Annotated in this window: 12 protein-coding genes; all 12 read left to right on the top strand. The window is 48.9% G+C overall.

Annotated elements, in window-relative coordinates; translation table 11 throughout:
* The first annotated feature begins 66 nt into the window (after positions 1–66).
* A complete protein-coding gene (locus tag Q7V32_RS14895) occupies positions 67–1,323 on the top strand; it encodes a DNA repair exonuclease (RefSeq protein ID WP_304897767.1) in 1,257 nt (418 codons plus the stop codon).
* Positions 1,324–1,325: 2 nt separating this feature from the next.
* Positions 1,326–4,784: a YhaN family protein gene (locus Q7V32_RS14890; RefSeq protein WP_304897766.1), complete on the top strand. Its 3,459-nt coding sequence runs from the start codon at positions 1,326–1,328 to the stop codon at positions 4,782–4,784.
* Between the two features lie 140 nt (positions 4,785–4,924).
* Positions 4,925–5,896, top strand: a complete 972-nt coding sequence (locus Q7V32_RS14885; protein ID WP_304897765.1) for a hypothetical protein — start codon at positions 4,925–4,927, stop codon at positions 5,894–5,896.
* A 720-nt stretch (positions 5,897–6,616) separates the two neighbouring features.
* A complete protein-coding gene (locus Q7V32_RS14880) occupies positions 6,617–8,023 on the top strand; it encodes an MBOAT family protein (RefSeq protein WP_304897764.1) in 1,407 nt (468 codons plus the stop codon).
* Positions 7,995–9,080 carry a hypothetical protein gene (locus Q7V32_RS14875; protein ID WP_304897763.1) on the top strand — a complete coding sequence of 362 codons (1,086 nt, stop codon included), beginning with the start codon at positions 7,995–7,997 and terminating at the stop codon, positions 9,078–9,080. The genes Q7V32_RS14880 and Q7V32_RS14875 overlap by 29 nt, the downstream gene beginning before the upstream one ends.
* 155 nt (positions 9,081–9,235) lie before the next feature.
* Positions 9,236–10,585 carry an ATP-binding protein gene (locus Q7V32_RS14870; protein WP_304897762.1) on the top strand — a complete coding sequence of 450 codons (1,350 nt, stop codon included), beginning with the start codon at positions 9,236–9,238 and terminating at the stop codon, positions 10,583–10,585.
* Positions 10,585–11,301 carry a PH domain-containing protein gene (locus tag Q7V32_RS14865; RefSeq protein ID WP_304897761.1) on the top strand — a complete coding sequence of 239 codons (717 nt, stop codon included), beginning with the start codon at positions 10,585–10,587 and terminating at the stop codon, positions 11,299–11,301. Before Q7V32_RS14870 ends, Q7V32_RS14865 begins: the two co-directional genes overlap by 1 nt.
* Positions 11,302–11,306: 5 nt before the next feature.
* Positions 11,307–13,517, top strand: coding sequence for a MobH family relaxase (gene mobH / locus Q7V32_RS14860; protein WP_304897760.1), 2,211 nt, complete (start codon positions 11,307–11,309; stop codon positions 13,515–13,517).
* Positions 13,507–15,333: a conjugative transfer system coupling protein TraD gene (gene traD, locus Q7V32_RS14855; protein ID WP_304897759.1), complete on the top strand. Its 1,827-nt coding sequence runs from the start codon at positions 13,507–13,509 to the stop codon at positions 15,331–15,333. Before mobH ends, traD begins: the two co-directional genes overlap by 11 nt.
* Positions 15,334–15,344: 11 nt before the next feature.
* Positions 15,345–15,905, top strand: coding sequence for a hypothetical protein (locus tag Q7V32_RS14850; RefSeq protein ID WP_159657527.1), 561 nt, complete (start codon positions 15,345–15,347; stop codon positions 15,903–15,905).
* An 87-nt stretch (positions 15,906–15,992) separates the two neighbouring features.
* Positions 15,993–16,526, top strand: coding sequence for a DUF4400 domain-containing protein (locus tag Q7V32_RS14845; RefSeq protein ID WP_304897758.1), 534 nt, complete (start codon positions 15,993–15,995; stop codon positions 16,524–16,526).
* Positions 16,504–17,661, top strand: a complete 1,158-nt coding sequence (locus Q7V32_RS14840) for a transposase (protein WP_304897757.1) — start codon at positions 16,504–16,506, stop codon at positions 17,659–17,661. The genes Q7V32_RS14845 and Q7V32_RS14840 overlap by 23 nt, the downstream gene beginning before the upstream one ends.
* The last annotated feature ends 293 nt before the right edge of the window (positions 17,662–17,954 follow it).

Here is a 17,954-nt window from a genome sequence, read left to right as displayed (position 1 = left end):
CTTGCTGAAAAACGGATTTAAAAGCTTAGAATGGGTTGAATTACTAAAACAACAAAGGAAAAATTAGTGAAATTTATCCATGCGGCAGACATACACTTAGATAGTCCATTAACGGGATTGAGTGCCTATGCTGATGCCCCTGTAGACATGCTGCGCACAGCGACTCGCGATGCCTTTACCAACCTGGTGACTGAAGCGATTGAGCAAGCGGTTGACTTCATGGTGATTGCCGGAGACCTGTACGATGGCACTTGGAAGGATCACAACACCGGCATTTTTTTCTGTAAAGAAATGGGGCGTCTGAAGAAAGCGGGCATTCCGGTTTATCTGCTGTTCGGCAATCACGATGCCGAAAGTGAAATGACCAAGAAACTGCAACTCCCTGACAACGTATTTGCCTTCGACACCCGCAAACCCAGCACTTTTCGTCTGGAAGATCTTAAGGTTGCCCTGCATGGCCGCAGCTTTAAGGAAAAAGAGACTTTAGAAAACCTCGTCACAGGGTACCCGTCTCCGGTGTCAGGCATGTTCAACATTGGCGTGCTCCACACCGCACTTGAGGGCAACGCAGCACACGCTACTTATGCCCCGTGCAGTTTAGATGAACTTCATGCCAAGGGCTACCACTACTGGGCATTGGGTCATGTACACGAGCATCAAATATGGGAAGGAGCCTCGACAGTGGTTTTCCCAGGCAACCTTCAGGGGCGCCATATCCGGGAGACCGGACCGCGTGGCGCGGTTATTGTTACTGCGGACGAAGAAGGCATTCATGACCTTCAGCGCCTGTACGTCGATGTCCTGCGCTGGGCCAGTCTTGAGGTCGATGCAACCGAGTGCAAATCGCTATCGGACGTAGTGTCCATGATAGGAAAAGCGCTCGACGGACTTGTACAAAGCAGCCTCTCGACCATCCCTTTAGCAGTTAGAGTCACCGTCACCGGCAACACGGCCGCGCATGGCGATCTTTTCGGACTGGAGTCACAACTGCGCGCCGAAGTCTTGGCCTTGGCAGTCACTCTGGGTGCGGAGCGGCTTTGGATTGAAAAGGTCAAGGTTGCGACTGCTTCGGCAGATGACGGTGAGGCGCTGCGAGCACGAGCCGATGCGCTATCCGATTTGCAGGACCTTCTTCAAGCAGCAGAATCAGACGCCGATTTCCTTAAAAGCTTGCAAGACGATCTTTTGGGTTTGGTCAACAAGGCCCCTTTGGAGTTGCAAACCAGTGTTCCTTACTTTAAGGCTATTCGTTCTGGCGACCTGGTAAACTTAGTTCGCGAAGTTCGTCCGGGGCTAGTATCACATTTAGCCAAGGTGGAATGACCATGCGCTTCCACCGCTTGGATTTAATCAAATATGGCAAATTTTCTGACCGCTCGGTTGAGTTTCCTGCTACCAAACAGGACTTTCATCTCATTGTCGGACCCAATGAGGCTGGCAAGTCGACAATGCGGTCCGCCATTGTTGATTTGTTGTTCGGTATCCCGCCGCGTTCGCAGCTCAGTTTTCTGCACCCCCTCAACGAACTGCGCCTCGGCGCTTCTATTAGCAATACCTCAGACTCGCTAGACTTTCACCGGGCAAAAGCTCTAAAACAAACCCTACGCTCACCACTGGATGTCGTTTTGCCTGATACCCTGCTGACAGCCTTCCTTGGTACCGCGGATAGAAATTTCTTTGATCAAATGTTTGGTCTTGACCATACGCGCTTGGTGTCCGGAGGCAATAGTATCCTCAATGCTGAGAACGACGTGGGGCAAATCCTGTTTCAATCCGCAGCGGGTGTTGCCAGTCTCGGCAAGATTCGTGATGCGCTGGTTGCAGAGGCGGATAAGCTTTGGGCTCCCAGAAAATCCAATGAGCGGGCATATTATATTGCCGCAGATCAACTCGACAAGGCGACCGCCGCCTTAAAAGAAGCCACTGTTCGCACTAAAGTCTGGGTGGACGCCAATGGTAAAGTTGAATCTCTACAAGAAGCGCTCAGTAGTGAACGCGAACGACACCAGCAACTCCAATGTCAGCGTATCAGCCTTGAACGCATTCGCCGGTTAGCCCCGTTTCTGATCACCCTAAAAGAAAACGAACAGAAACTGGTTGAATTGGCTGAAGTGATAGAACTGCCGGCAGATGCTGCGGCCACTCTCGCAAACGCAGAACGAGAGCTCGCTATCGCCCTTCAGCGTCTGGAATTGCGCAATAACGAGGTTGAAAACATCACGGAAGCGTTATCACACATCACTGTGAACCAAGCGCTACTTGATCTGGATGCCGACATAACCAAACTGGATAACCTTCGCCTTCAATACAGCGCCTATAAACGCGATATCGCCAATCGAAAAAATGAAATAGCCGCGCTTTGGCAAGCGGTGGGTCATGCCTGCGCCCAGTTGGGTTGGGCACCGGACTCTGACAGCGTCATTGCCCAGCGCCTGCCGACACTGCTGGTTCGCCGCGAACTCAGGCAACTGATCCGCGACCGTGGCGGCATTATTCAGACATTACGGGCAGCAGAACAGGCAGAAAAGACCAAGGGTTCTGAAATCGAAGCGCTGTCAACGCAACTTGCCGCTTTGCAAACGGGTGAGGTCAAGCCTGCTCTGCGGGCAGCATTAGCAAACGCCAAATCATTCGGTGACACCGAGATAATCAATCAAAAACTACAGACTACGTTAACCAAGACGAAGTCAGCGCTGGAAGGTTTATTGTCAGCGTTTGGGCAATGGTGTAAGCCATTGCCTGAGTTAACAGCTCTGCAGCCGCCTAGCCAAGAAAAATTAACCCGTTTGATACAACAGCGGCAAGCCCTTAGCGCCGACAGGAAGTCGGTAAAGTTACGGCTACAAGATCAAACTGAAGAGGTTGTCCGAATTGAACTGCAAATTGCCCAGTTTAAAGCGCTACATCAGCCCACGACACTTGCTGCGGTGATTGAAGCTCGGACTGAACGAGATGCAACGTGGGAGGCGATAAAAACGGGTGATATTGATCTGCAGCGAGAGGGACACTCGTTTGAGGAAAAGATGACCCATGCCGACCAAGTCGCCGATAGGCGGCTCGACGATGTCGAGGAAGCAACCGAACTCCAAAGTTTGAATCAACTGCTTGAACGGGAGAAGCAGAGCCTGATGATGATTGAAGGCCAATGTGCACAAGTGGAAGGAGAATTTCAGTTGTTAGATGATCAATGGGCTCATGAAGCAATATCAATCGGTTTAGACGGCATGCTTTTAGAGGACATGGGGGCATGGCTTCTTAAACGGGAAAGGGTACTGACTGCGGCTATTGCACATCAAGATGCACAGGATGAATTTGATTCATTTAACCGTTTAGTTGCAAAGTCCAGACTCAATCTCGTCAAGGCGTTACAAGAAACGGGGCTTCCTGTGGTCGATACGGATAGCTTATCTATCCTGTGCGTTCAGGCAGAACAGCCTATTCAAGCGATCGATAGCGCTAAAATTCGGCACGAAACCTTATCGGCACAATTGCTGGCTGCGCAGTCACTGGCTACTACATTAAAGCAAACCACTGAGGACGCGAAAACGGAGGAACGCCGTTGGTCTAAAGCCTGGTCAATAACGCTCGCCAAGATGGGATTATCGCCTGACAGCGATAGTGGAACGGCAGAAGGCGCTCTTGAGCTCATTGAGCAAATAGCCGAAAAGTTAGAAAAGATGCGGCAGATTCAAGTCGAGCGTATCGACACCATGAATGCTGACCTGAAGGCATTTTCTGTTGAAGCTGATCGACTCGCACAAATCATTGCGGCTGAGCTCAAAGATCAGCCCGCTGAGCAAATAGCACAAACATTAGCCAATCGATTAGGTCAAGCCCGCGAGTCTTTTGCGGAAAGCAGTCGCCTTAAGGAAGCCTTGCGTGTCGCAAACAGCCAGGTGCTAGAAGCCAGGGACTCGAGTCAAACAGCAATGGCGAGTTTGAAACCATTAATGGAAAAAGCCGGGGTCGACACCCCGGCTTTGTTGAATGAAGCAATTAGTCGATCTGATGAGCAACGCCGCCTAAATACAGCGCTGACACAAGCTAAAGCTAGTCTGCTTAATGGGGGGGATGGTCTGACACGGGAGCAACTCGAAGCGGAGATTGATGCCGCGGACCTGATTCAGCTTGCCGCTGAACTCACCCACATCAACGATGAAATTGCTGATGCAGTGCTGCAGCAAACGACTCTTTCCGCTGACCATGCAAACGCCTTACGAGCCTTGTCCGAAATCGGTGGATCAGATGCAGCCACACAAGCAGAGGCCCAACGCCAAGAAGCGATCGCGCAAATGTCGGATGTCGCAGAACGCTATGTAAAAGTTTGCACCGCCGGGCGCTTGCTCCGCTGGTCTATAGACCGCTATCGGGAAGAGAAGCAGGGGCCACTGCTACAACGTGCGGGTGCGATCTTTTCGACATTAACGTCAGGATCGTTTAGCAAGCTGATTGTGGATTTTGAACGGCAACCGATGGTCCTTGAGGGGCTTCGCTCCGATGGCAAGCTAGTTGGTATTTCAGGCATGAGTGACGGCACACGGGATCAGCTTTACTTGGCACTTCGACTGGCGGCCCTGGAAATGCACCTGGAACAAGCCATGCCATTGCCATTCATCGCAGACGATCTTTTTATCAATTACGATGATGTCCGATCAAAAGCGGGATTTGAAGCACTTAAGGCATTATCCGAACAGACTCAAGTTATTTTTCTTAGCCACCATGACCATTTGATTCCACTAGTTCAAGAGGTTTTTGGCAAACAAGTGAATGTTGTATGGTTGTGATCGTTAGCTTCGCTGTGTCTGCCAAGAAGAGGGTAAAATCATATAACTGATAGCTATGAGTACACAATTACAAGAAAAAACGCTATGACAGTTTTTGTGATTTTTTCAGCCACAACTATGAAACTGGGAGATGTATTGGAATGCTTCGTCCCTTAGAACACCTAGTGGCAGCGATGCGACTATACCCCTCTACTAGTAAATTTGTAGACGAATTCCGGCAAAGCAAAAGCCGCGATCTGCCTGATTGGCCATCATGGTGCTTCATACCGATGGCCGGTTGGGCCGCGATTGTCAGCATTGACAACTCCGTTCAAATCGACCCTGGCGGCCGATTACCGCTGCATCTGGCTATCGATTTGGGACGACTGGCGGCAATCGGTACTTGGCGTTACAGCCAGGGTGTTTATCAATTTGATGCCGATTTTATGGCCGCGTTGGCTGATACGCTTGTCGTTGGCGACATGCCTAGCGACGTCCTGTATCGGCTGCCGGAATGGTGTATTTATATAAATACGCCGGGGCTCACTTGGTTGGGAAGCCTGCTGCATGGCTATTGGGCGCATCTGGAATACGACATCAATACGTACCGTAGCGAGTTGCGGCTATTGCTCGATACCGATGAGCATCTGATTCCGGTTCCCGTGCATCTCGGGCCATGGACTGTGACCGAGGCCATTGATCGCGCCAATAGCGAAGCAGTGCGTCAAGCCGAAGCACACCGCATAGACTTTGCGCCGAATAAGGATCATGTTCAGCAACTGGCGGCAAGCATCAATCCGTTGATTTCGCTGCTGCTGTACATCTGCAGTGATGTGCCGGAAATCGACAGCGACCGCGAACCCGGAACGTCACCCAAACGCCCACAGCGGACAAAAACTAAGCGTGGCTGGCGATGGTTTCCAGCCGATAAGCCGCGCGTGTGGTCGGTTGGTCGGGAAATCGGTGAACTGTTGCGAACGAACACGGAAACCGTGAAGGACACTGGCCGCTCAGTCAAAACCCATGTTAGGCGTGGACACTGGCACGGATTCTGGACGGGGCCACGAGATGGTGAGCGGCGCTTTAATTACCAATGGCTCATGCCGATGGTGGTTGGCGGTGATCGGGAGTAATGAAAATAATGTAGACAGCACGACAAATGTCCAGTGAACGCATTCGGGTCGGATTAGTTGACCATATAACGCAGTTTATTCCTTGATGTCGCATTGTAAAGTGGATCCCCGGAATCCCGGAAGTAGTTTAAGCTATGCCCTGACGGGAAATGAAAGGTAGAAAATGAGCAAAAGCAAACGGAAGATATTTACAGGAGCCCAAAAAGCCACTTGATTATAAAGATCATCAGCTCAGTCAAAAATCGTCATCTCGGCAGGGGTTGCCAAGATCCAGTCGCCATGGATGGCAAGGGCCGAACACTTCCTTGTGCTCTGATAGGGGTAAGCCAAACGGTAAATGTCAACGTAGTTGTCGCATCAGTTAAAAATTAGTGGACAGTAGTGTCGGTTTTTTTCGCCGCATTATTGTTTGGTTTATCAGGATTTAAACAGACTTTTGGCTGCCAATCCCAGTTTCGGGTGTGACGACTCCAACGCTCCGGATTTTGGCCTTAGCGGCCTCGTAAACCACTTGGCGTTACGTCAAGATCGCCCGGTCTTCACCGCTTTTCACCACCCAATACCGAATACCCAAATACACATTCACATCCCTTGGCAAAAAACCACGTATCAAGTTACCCAAAATCCAAAGTCGAAAGAGTCGTTTTTAGGCGATCTTTCGGTGCCATGAGGTGATTGTGCAATGAGTAGTATGCAGATTTCAATCATTTGGATTCAAACATGCTATTCAACTCACCTGAATTCATTTATTTCTTCCTCCCTTTTTCCATTGCAACCTGGTGGTTGCTGCAGAAACTCGAACGAGAGCATGATGCGCAGTTGTTCGTCATTCTCTGCTCGATCTATTTCTATGGCTGGTGGGATACGCGATATGTCCCACTCCTTATCGGGAACGCAGTAGCAAATTTTTATGTAGGGCAAAGGATTTCTCAAACAAAGTCCAAACAGCTACTGATAGCTGGACTTTTGTTCAACGTTGGGCTGTTGGGCTACTTCAAATACTCAGACTTCTTCATCGAAAACTGGAACGCGGCAACGGGTAACGATGTGCCGGTTATGCATTTAGTGTTGCCTCTTGGGATCTCATTTTTTACCTTCCAAGTGATCGCTTACCTGGTGGATTGTTACAAGGGCTATGTTGAAGATTTCAACCTGAGACGGTTCGCGTTCTCCATTTCGTTTTATCCGCATTTGATCGCAGGTCCAATCCTTCATTACTCCGATGTAATGCCGCAATTGAAAGATCGGGTGAACTTCAACGCACAGCAATTTTCGCAGGGCTTGTTCCTGTTTGCTGTCGGGCTATTCAAAAAATCTGTAATTGCTGACCGTGTCGCCGAAAAGGTCGATCCACTGTTCGCCGCGGATGCGGTTTTGCAGTTTTTCGAGTCCTGGGTAGCAGCTGTTGGTTATGGCTTGCAAATATATTTCGACTTTTCTGGATACTCGGACATGGCGATTGGGATCGGGCTTATGTTCGGAATCCTATTGCCACAAAACTTCAATTCCCCTTACCAATCGGTCAGCATTGCCGAATTCTGGAAACGGTGGCACATGACCTTATCAAGGTTCCTACGAGACTATCTTTACATTCCCTTGGGTGGCAATAGGAATGGCCTCTACAAGGGCATTCTAGCAGCCGCTGTGACGATGACCATGGGCGGACTGTGGCATGGCGCCGCATGGACTTTTATTCTTTGGGGGATTCTCCAGGGGATGTTCATCGGGCTGCATCGTGTTTGGCAGACATTAAAAATTGAATTGCCGGACAACCTCGCTATGGCAGTGACATTTATTTCAGTCACCCTCGCTTGGGTGGTTTTTAGAGCTGAATCGCTTGAGCAAGCGCTTTCTATCTGGAAAGGAATGCTAGGTCTAAACGGAATTGCGCTACCGAGCATGATTTCAGGATTTTGCCAAACAGGCACCCAGACGAGTCTGATCACGGGTATAGAAGTGATTCAGGCCGCAATTCTGTTAACCGTTTGCATGGCCTATGCGAACGCTCAAAAAGAAGCACAGCTGCTTGAGGCAAACGGGAAAAATCTAGCCTTGTTCACAGTTCTTTTTTTTACCAGCATTTGGATGTCAGGTTCCCATGAAAGCTTTATCTATTGGCAGTTTTGATTCGTTCTGGAAAGCCGCACTATTAACAGGCGGTGTTGCGGCTTGGTGTTTGCCTGCCTGGAACGTGATCGTCAATCCGTATCAGATTTTCAAGACGGAATATTCAATAGGGAGTCGATACACCTCATCAACCACCAACGAGCGCTACCTGAAGGTTGAATATCTATTACGTGACGCGAAAGAAAGATCTCCGGATTCTGCAGAAGCGATTGTTTCAACCATTAACAGAGAGCTATCAGGCGAACGAACTGTGACAAAGTCGCCACAACGTGACGCGTTTATTGTTGGATCATCCATTATGGGTTTAGTCGACCCTGAACTGCTGAACAAGCGTTTTCCGGGGAGGACTTTCTACAATCTTGCTTTTCTGGCGGCGAAGCCTGAAGAAATCTTGGCCACATTAAAAGCATTGAAGCGCAAAGGCGTGCCGATAAAAACAGTGGTCTATGGTTTGGAGCCTATCGCATTCACCGATATCAAGTCGTATGGGCCCGCCTACAGACTTCATCCAGAAGCCGGTGGCGAAACGAAACAGCGTGTCATTTTTGATTACTTGTTCGCATCGAGCTTATCGGAAGGATTGGGCAGACTGATTAATGAAGCGAGAGGAATGCATTCGGTGAGATACGCTATTGACGGTAATGGACGTTACTTTTTAGATCGCTACGACCAAGAAATAGCGCGGGATCAAGCCGCCTTCATTAACAAGCAATTTCCAGTAAACGCCAAACCCGCTAATGCTCCGCCATGGATCAAGTCACGATTTGATGATTTTGAAGCATTGGTCAAGTGGCTTGACGATGAAAAGGTGGATGCCAGATTTTACCTGAATCCGTTACATCCTTATGTCATGAAAGCATACGGTGAGGATCGCCTCGAGGCGTTCCGGACAAAAATCGCCGAACTGACAAGACAAAAGCACATAAGCGATTGCACGCATTTGTTAGCAACTGATCAACACGCGAATCAGCGCTTTTATGACTACAAGCACTTTAGGGATGTCGAGTCTGAGACGGTGATTAATTGCGCATTGAGTGAGACAAACGATTTCATCTAAAGAGGCCGAAAAACCGCGTCTTTCACCGCGATGAAGCGAAAAGGTTTTTCGTAAGATTCTAGTAATCTTAACTTTTAAAACCAAAATCCGGATGGCATCAGGATGAGCAGTGGCTCCACAAAGAGTTGCAATCCGGCATGGTTCATGGTGCTTCTATGAAAATCGAGCTCGGACAAGATGATTACCTCTTGTCAAAAAATCAAACAACACCGGTATTTTGCGATTTTGATTGCCTGGTCAACGCCCATATGTTGGTCATGGGTAAAACCGGCATGGGCAAAACGACGTTTTTAAGACGCTTTATACAGCAAGCTCGTCGTTTCTCACCGGCGCCCAGAATTCATATTATGGACGTGCATGGCGATATCGACTTACCAGGCGCTTCTTCAGTCAGATTCTCAGAATCCACTGAATACGGTTTAAATCCATTCGTAGTCAGTTCTGACCGGCATTTCGGCGGTGTTAGGAAACGCACGCAGGATTTCATTGCGACGATTAACGGATGCCATCCAATCGGCTCAAGACAAGAAGCGGTCATGCGGCATTTGATCACAGACCTGTATGCCGGTAATGGATTTTTTGCTGACAACTACAAGTCATGGGTGCTGAACGACGGCTTTGATCGTAAGTATCCAAAACACTACCCAACCATGGATGACGCCTGCCGGTATGCTTTTATCAAACTCAAACAACTTATCATTGGCAGTGACACCCAGGCAGGGAGAGCCTTGGAGGAACTCAACAAGATCACCAGTAAGCTTTACAAAATATCGAAACAGCTTTCGGCGCCGGGTGCAAAACCGGATGAAGAGCTGCTCGAGAAAGCGATGGATCTGCGTCAAAAGGCAAGCAAAGCCTATAAGGATTACATCCAAAACCTTGAAACCGGCAAGGAACTGGAGGACTTCATTAAATATGAATCCAAGGAAGTTCTAAAGTCCGTGGTAGAGCGTTTCGACAATCTCAAAGCCAGCGGGATCTTCAAGAACCAAAGCCCTCCATTTGACCGATCCAATCCGGTCTGGCACTACGACATCACAGCACTGCGTGAAGATGAAAAACGAATGTTTGTCGAATTTAGGCTTCAAGAAATCTTTTCATCGTCACTCGAAAGAGGCCCTGTTCGAAGAGAAGAAGAGGGATTGCTTAGGGATGTCATGATCATCGATGAGGCACACTTGTTCTTTAGAGACGATGAGAACAACATCCTGAACACCATTGCAAAAGAAGGCCGCAAATTCGGGCTTGGCTTGGTCTGCGCAAGTCAATCGCCAACACATTTTTCCGAAGACTTTTTTTCCAATGTTGCGACCAAGGTGGTGCTTGGCGTTGACCAAATGTATTGGGACAACTTGATACGGAAGCTGAAAATCGAATCGAAGCTGATGCAGTACATCAAACCGTTTTACGTCATTGGCGTACAAATGAGTAACAAAGGCGAGACGAAATCAAGATTCACGATGGTTCGACTGCCAACATCAAAATCTCAAGCAGGAAAACAATAATGGCCAAAAATAACACTATCAATTTGAGCATGAATTCCTTTGCGAGTTTTGATGACGCACTGGATATGTGTGAACTGCTCGCACGAGAAACAGGGAAAAAATACACGGTCATGGCTGATAACCAGCTTGGTTTCACAGCTAAAAAAGTTGGATCCAATCAAGATGTTTCGAACAGTGAAAATAAAGAGGCCCGTTTAAAAAATAATGATTTTCGTCAAGCGTGGCGAGGATTCATTCCCAATTATGTCCAAATCCTGATAGGAATCCTGATATTTTTAAGGCCCTACAAGGTTGTTAGTTTAGTGTTTTCTTTATTAGAAATAGAAAACATTCCGACAGGGTTTGATTTGAAGAGTTTTGGGGAGGTCGTAGGAATCAGCGGAATCTTGTTAATTCTTTACGGATTGAGATTTATATACAGCTATTTTGCCGCAAAACTCTCTATCGACGACGACGGATTAATTCTAAAAAAAGGAATTATTGCTCAAACCCAGGTCCAAATTCGGTTTAGTGACATCAAGACCATTGGGGTTCATCAGGGGATTTTAGATAGATTATTAGGAATCGGTACCCTACGTTTGGATTCTGCCGGCACGACCGGGAAGAGCGGCAAGTATGGAACTGTAGATATTGAATTTAAAAACATGATTGACCCGGTATCGATAAGGCGAAGTATTCAGCGCATGATCGACGATTACATCAGAGATCACGGTTAATTGCGATGCTCAAAAAAATTGCTGCGCTTTTTAAAACAACAAAGGCGCAAAAGAGTAAGTTGAATCTTGACAAGAAGCCCATTGAAAAGCACAGAGAAACAAAATGGGATGTTTTCGATGAATATGCCCAAAGACTGCCTGGATTTCCTTTAGGAATTCCAGTGATTCCTGTAGAGCATTTGATCGAAAAAAACAGGGACATGATCAAGCAGATCATCCTGGCGAGAGGCTTGGCAGGGGAACATAACAAAGATGAGGTAGAAAAAAAAGTGATGTCTCCGATCAGACATCTCGCCGAGATGACACACCTTCTGCCGGCATCGGAAAAAAATCACTTCAAATTAATCGGTGGGCTATTTGCTTTTTGCTTAGAAGTAGCCCTGTTTTCAATCAGGTATGCCGAGAGACGGATATTGACAAGGTCAACACCTGAAATCAGAAAGGAAGAAGAATCACTTTGGGCGCATGCCGCTTTTTTAAATGGATTGTTTTGCGAAGCGATCACCGCACTGTCGAAAATTTCAGTGTATGCCGAGGGTCTTGGGATCGAGTGGCGCCCGGGTGGAGAGTTATTGTACGAGTGGCTGATAAACAATGAATTGGCGCGTTATCACATCCGCTGGAACGAAACCGAAGATCGATCGACGATCTACATCATGATGGGCAAAGCAATTCAAAAAGAGCAGGCGGATATTTTGGCGGCCGGCGAAAAGGCGATTTACAAAACACTCTATTCGGCACTTCAGGACAAAAAAGACAAAAGCAATCCCTTGGCACGTATTTTCGCCGCGGTGACATACAAAATCATGGAACGTGATGAATGGAGTCACGCGGATCGCTATGGTAAACCATTGCCTGGGATGCATTTGGAACCCTGGTTAATTGATGCCATGAGACATCTGGTGCAGAAAAAACGGTGGACGCCTAACGATGAAAATGGCCGGGTTTGGCATGGAAAGGATGGTGTTTTTTTAGTATGGCCTTTGGCTGCGACGGATATGCAACATGAACTGAGAGCAAACGAATGCCCTTTTATTCCGAATACAAACGAAGTCCTAGCGGATATCCTGCTGGAAGCTGGAATTGTGAGCACAAATCATTTGGGAGGATATGTGTACGAAATTTCGGTACCCGTGATCGACAGCAAAGACAGGAAGTGTCTGGATAGTCTAAAGATAGCAAGGCCTGAGATTTTGTTTGTAAAGACACACCATCAGCCGATTAACGAAGAATTATGCACGGATGCGCATCAAGAGAATGAACTCGATGAGGATAAGAACGAAAAGGAGATAAAAGAGGAATTAGAGTGGCAAGAAATTAAAAAAGAGTTGGCAGATTTAAAAAAACATAAACAAAAAGGAACAGGAAATCGTGAATCGCGGATAGCTCGTAAAGACAATGAACGTAATGCAGCGACTGAAGCAAATGGAGAGGAAAGCGGCAAGCACCTTCTTGTTGAACAAGACAATCAATTAAAAAAACAAAGCCAAGCCTTATCACCAGGCATAAAAAAAGATGAACTGGGTTCAAACGCAATAGCTGAGGCATCATCAGAAGAATTGATCGCTAATAACTACGATGATGATTATGCCGCAGACTACGGGAGGGATTATAACGTTGCGGGTGATGAAATTCTGGTCGATGAGGACAAAGTGAGCCTTAAAAATAATGCAGTGACGGTCACGCAGCCCGATAACCATCCTAAAAAAGGCAACCAGAAACAGACAGGAAAAGCAGATTACGCTCAGGCCAACAAGCCATTTCTTAATGAGGACTGTGGGGAAATGACAAGCGATAAAGGTGTTGAATCTTTAATTGATCTTTTGATAGCGCAATCAAAAAACGAACCTGAAGAAAACACGAACACCCAAAAGAAAAAACAATCGAATTCACTGCAAAACCCGCCATCTGAAATCAGTCATTTGACTGGAAATGATCCGCAATCAAAAACCCAAAAAACAGGCCGTGTCGACTTGGTACTCAAAAAATTGAAGCGCTTGCCTGAAGAACACCTATCAGTATTGCCAGGCGGCATTACCAAAGTGATGGCAAAGGGGTTGAAAGAAACCGGTCTCGAATTGAATGACTGTATTTCAGTATTGAAATCGGCGGGGTTAATTCAATTAATAGACGGGAATATAACTAGCCTAACCAAGACAGGAAAAGGGACTTCACGCTACTTTTTGATAAAGGCGAATTTGTTCGATGGCAAGTAATTATGACCCCTACATAAGAAAGCCTTATGAGCTGTATATTGCATCGGCTTGGCTGGTGGCTACCGCTATTACCTTTGCCGGCTACATCATGCTGCCAGGCGGGAATGCGATGATGATCCCGTGGATGTGTTTTGGCTATATGTCATTGAAATCAGCGCTTAAAGGCCTTGATTGGGTAGGTAGAGGAAAGCTGGGTGAAATGTTGACGTATTTGAGTGTCGAGCAATTCATGGCATTGTTAAAACCAGAACGAATGTGGTTTGGTTGGGGGTTCGATTGGATGCCTATCCATACTCAACGAGCGATCGACTACATGTTGTCTGGGGCAAAAATGAATGATAACCAAGAGAGCCCTGGGAGCCCTTGGATTCATGGTCTTAATTTGGGTAAAGAAAAAGCGGTTTTAATTCCTCTGAAATCCCTAGAAGGACACACCATCATGTTCGGAACAACCGGATCAGGGAAGACGAGAGCCTACGAAATCATGGTGACTCAAGCGATTCACCGCGGCGATACGGTAATCATGATCGATCCGAAAGGCGATAAAGAATTGCGGGATAGGATGGAGCTTGAATGCGTAAGAGCGGGCAGAAAAGATGCTTTTTTATTTTTTCATCCTGCATTTCCACGGTCATCCATCCGCCTTGATCCCCTGCGAAATTTTACGCGAACAACCGAAATTGCTTCGCGGATAGCGGCATTACTTCCTTCTCAAACTGGCGGATCAGATGCCTTTACGGCCTTCGCGTTCAGGACGCTAAACCTGGTTGCACAAGGGCTTGTGGAGACCGGCAAGCGGCCATCGATCAAGCAATTGCGTTACTACATCGAGGGTGGAGCAGAGGCATTGCTGGTCCACGCGATTGAAGCGCATGCCAACCGGGTTGAGCCGGGCTGGAATAGCGAAGGGGGCAGTGCGGAGCCATTTTTCATCAAAGCTAAAGCCGGCAAGGCAAAAAAAATGGATACCATTACCAATTCGGATTGGCTGGCGACAATCGAGTGGTATCGCGCAAAATTGAGCAACACACCCAAAGGATCAGAAGGGATAGACGGTTTGCTCTCGCTGGTTGAACATAACCGGATGCACTTTTCGAAAATGATCGCATCGCTTATCCCGGTTCTGAACATGCTGACCTCGGGTGATTTAGGCGAGCTCCTATCACCCAACGAAGAAGATGCGTGGGACAAAAGACCAATCTGTGATACATCGACAATCATTTCTGGCAAACATGTCTTATATGTTGGCCTGGATTCATTATCGGATTCGATCGTTTCATCGGCGATCGGGTCAATCGTCCTGGCCGACTTCGCGTCTGTAGCCGGGATGATTTACAACAACGGCAACAAACCTGGACGAATTTCTATGTTCGTGGACGAGGCTAATGAAGTGGTCAATCTGCCGTTTATCCAGATTCTCAATAAAGGACGCGGGGCTGGCTTCCAAGTGGTTATGGCCACGCAAACCTTGCCGGATATTGTGGCCAGACTCGGCGACGAAGCGAGAGCCAGACAGGTGCTCGGAAACTGCAATAACCTGATCACGCTTAGAATCAAAGACGGGGATACACAACAATTCGTTGCCGAAACATTCGGGCAGACCTACATCAAAACGGTTCAGCAAAGCAGGTCCACCGCGGTCAACTCGGCCGAAAACATCATCAATTATTCGGGAAACAGCGGCCAGTCATTGATATTTGGCGAGCATGATCTATTTCCACAACACCTTCTTGGGCATTTGCCCAATTTCCATTACATCGCATCAATTGCCGGCGGCAGGGTCATCAAGGGACGGCTGCCAATCATTACTCATTAGGATTGAATAGTATGCTTGATCACCCAGTCGAAATAATTTCATTGAAAAAACCTTTATCGATACCGCTTGATTCCGCTTGCGTTGAAATGAAGAAAGCTTGCAGGGCGACAAAACGCTATTCCGGTTCTCAGGAATTATTCGCGCGATGGCCTAATCTCCGCGAGGCGTCTCAACGTTTAACTTCATTGTTGACATTGTATTGGCCAGACCCTAGAAATGAGAGAAAAAGCTTGTTGGTGAATTGTCTAGATGCAGGTTTAGCGGAGGCGGAAAGGTCGATAGTTAAAGACAATAACGACATGAAAGAACAGAAGGTATTTATCCAGAAAGTATCATCTGAATTGGTTCAATGCCTGGAAATGACCCTTATGATCAAGCGAAGTGGTGTATGGACTATTTATGACCCCAGTATTGACGGCTATTTGGATGAAATAATGAAATCCTCGGTGAGCGAAGAATTATCCTGGGTCAAACAACCTCATGGAGCATTCAAAAGCGCACAAAGCAAATTGCTTTGCGCGTCAAGAGTGTTCACGATGACAGAACTAAAATTAGCTGGCCTGTTGGAATGAAGCTCAATGGGAAAACATTTTCTTGTTTGGGTCATGATCTTGTTTTTTACACCACTCGGATTGCCATTGCTAATGAGCCCGGGCAAGATGTCTGCCTTTATCAGGTCGGATTACAATGCCGCGATCACTATTCTGGGCGAGAAAGAAAAATTAAACCACGAGTTGATTAGCCTCTACAAAAGAAATCTGACCGTTGTTGCAGCGTTCGCGAATGAATTCAGAGATCGTCACGATGATTCTGAAAAGTTCAGAAATAGCGGCGACCCTCTTGGCGAAGCCATAGCCGATATTCCGGGTGACTGGGCTGCGTCATTAAAACTTCAGGCTTACAGCCTGGCATTACGACTTGTTATTTTGTCAAAATTCGGGATTTGGTTGGGGCTACCCATTGTCATGGGATTTGTAGCGGGTGTATTCGAGAGGAGACTAAAGTTGGAAATATTCAGTTCCCCTGTGCCGCCCCTTTATAATACCTCCGCACACATGATTTTAGCTCTGAGTTGCATGATTGTATTGTGGCTACTTTGTCCCATTCCAATCCCGTTATCCATTGTTCCTGTGCTTGCAGTATTGATCAGTGTGTTTATCAGTTTGGCGATTGCAAATTATCCAAATTATTAATGCTCGTCACCCTTTAATTAATTGGCTATCGACACCGCAACACCATGCGCAGCAACGGCGGCAACTTCGTGCAGGACGAGTTCTCTCGGTGCCCAAGCGGCTGCGCTGGTATCTGGAGCGAGAGCCGCAGGCCGTCAGAGCCGTCCTGCACATCTTGCTGCGGGTCGTCGAAGGCCATCTGCGCCGGAGCAGCGACGCCGGCCCGGACGCTCGATTCGGGGCGGTGAGCTTCATCCACCGCTTCGGTGCCTCCCTCAACCGGCACGTCCATTACCACTGTTGCGTCATCGACGGGGACTTCGAGCCGATCGAGAATGCCGGTGAAATTCCGCAATCAGTGCGCTTTCTCCCCGCCGCTGAACTGACGCCGGAGGCCCTCCCCACCATCGCCAAGCAGTTACGGGAGCGGGAGCTGCGGTGGTTTGCCCGCAGCGGGCTGATCGAGCCCGACGATGTCCGCGAGATACTCGCTTGGGAGCACAGCGGGTTCTACCTGGATGCCGCAGTGCGCGTCGATGCGCACGATCGCGCCGGGCTTGAACGGCTGCTGCGCTATTGTGCTCGACCGCCCTTCGCGCTCGAGCGTCTGGAACTGCTCGACGCCGAACGTGTCGTCTATCGGTTGCCCAAACCGCAACGTGACGGCACCACGGCGCCGTCGCTCACCCCACTGGAGCTGATCGACCATCTCGCGGCGCTGATCCCGCCGCCCAGGCGGCATCGCCATCGCTACCACGGTGTGCTCGCCCCCAACTCGCCCCTGCGGGCGGCGGCCGTCGTCTTGGGGCGTGACCTGACCGACGACCCGAGCGCATCTGCCGAGCCCCCGCACCCTCGCCCGCCCCGGCCCCGAACGCTCGCTCCCCGGCGCGCTATCTCTGGGTGTTGCTGCTGGCCCGATTGTTCGAGTCCCTGCCGCTGGCCTGCCCCAACTGCGGGGCGGACATGCGCATCATCGCCTTCGTCACCGAGGCCGTCCCAGCGCAGCGCATCCTTGCCCATATCGGCGAGCCCACCGAGCCACCGCCGATCGCCACCGCCCGCCTGGGACGATGCGCCCGAGCCGGCGCCGGACTGGGACCCCCTCCAACAGCCCGAGTCCGACTTCGAGTTTGATCAGGGCATTGCGTGGTAGCCGCCTTCTCTCGCAGGTGGCGGTGCAGGCCCCACTCGTCTCCCGGCGGCACGCTGCACCGCAGCTGCGAGCCCCAGCACCCCACAACGCGCGCGCCTGCACCGCCCCCGACACCCGTCAGCCCCGCTGTTTAGTGTTGACCACACATCCCGCGCCCCCGCTATCGTCTTCTCCCAAGCCACCCTGGGCACTCAGGGTGGCTTGGATTTCCTATCCGTCCCCTCGATCATGCATTGAAGCGGGCTTTAAGGTCGTGTTATCATTTATTTGCCGCAGTTGTATTTCCTGTCGGA

Origin of the sequence: Methylicorpusculum sp. (assembly GCF_030651835.1) — a bacterium.
GTDB lineage: Bacteria > Pseudomonadota > Gammaproteobacteria > Methylococcales > Methylomonadaceae > Methylicorpusculum.
Note: the sequence above shows the minus strand (reverse complement) of the source record. Positions and strands in the feature narration are given on the sequence as shown.

Coding starts and splice junctions, on each gene's coding strand:
- Q7V32_RS14890 (WP_304897766.1), top strand. CDS start 1,326: ATGCGCTTCCACCGCTTGGATTTAATCAAATATGGCAAATTTTCTGAC.
- Q7V32_RS14885 (WP_304897765.1), top strand. CDS start 4,925: ATGCTTCGTCCCTTAGAACACCTAGTGGCAGCGATGCGACTATACCCC.
- Q7V32_RS14880 (WP_304897764.1), top strand. CDS start 6,617: ATGCTATTCAACTCACCTGAATTCATTTATTTCTTCCTCCCTTTTTCC.
- Q7V32_RS14875 (WP_304897763.1), top strand. CDS start 7,995: ATGAAAGCTTTATCTATTGGCAGTTTTGATTCGTTCTGGAAAGCCGCA.
- Q7V32_RS14870 (WP_304897762.1), top strand. CDS start 9,236: ATGAAAATCGAGCTCGGACAAGATGATTACCTCTTGTCAAAAAATCAA.
- Q7V32_RS14865 (WP_304897761.1), top strand. CDS start 10,585: ATGGCCAAAAATAACACTATCAATTTGAGCATGAATTCCTTTGCGAGT.
- mobH (WP_304897760.1), top strand. CDS start 11,307: ATGCTCAAAAAAATTGCTGCGCTTTTTAAAACAACAAAGGCGCAAAAG.
- traD (WP_304897759.1), top strand. CDS start 13,507: ATGGCAAGTAATTATGACCCCTACATAAGAAAGCCTTATGAGCTGTAT.
- Q7V32_RS14850 (WP_159657527.1), top strand. CDS start 15,345: ATGCTTGATCACCCAGTCGAAATAATTTCATTGAAAAAACCTTTATCG.
- Q7V32_RS14845 (WP_304897758.1), top strand. CDS start 15,993: ATGTCTGCCTTTATCAGGTCGGATTACAATGCCGCGATCACTATTCTG.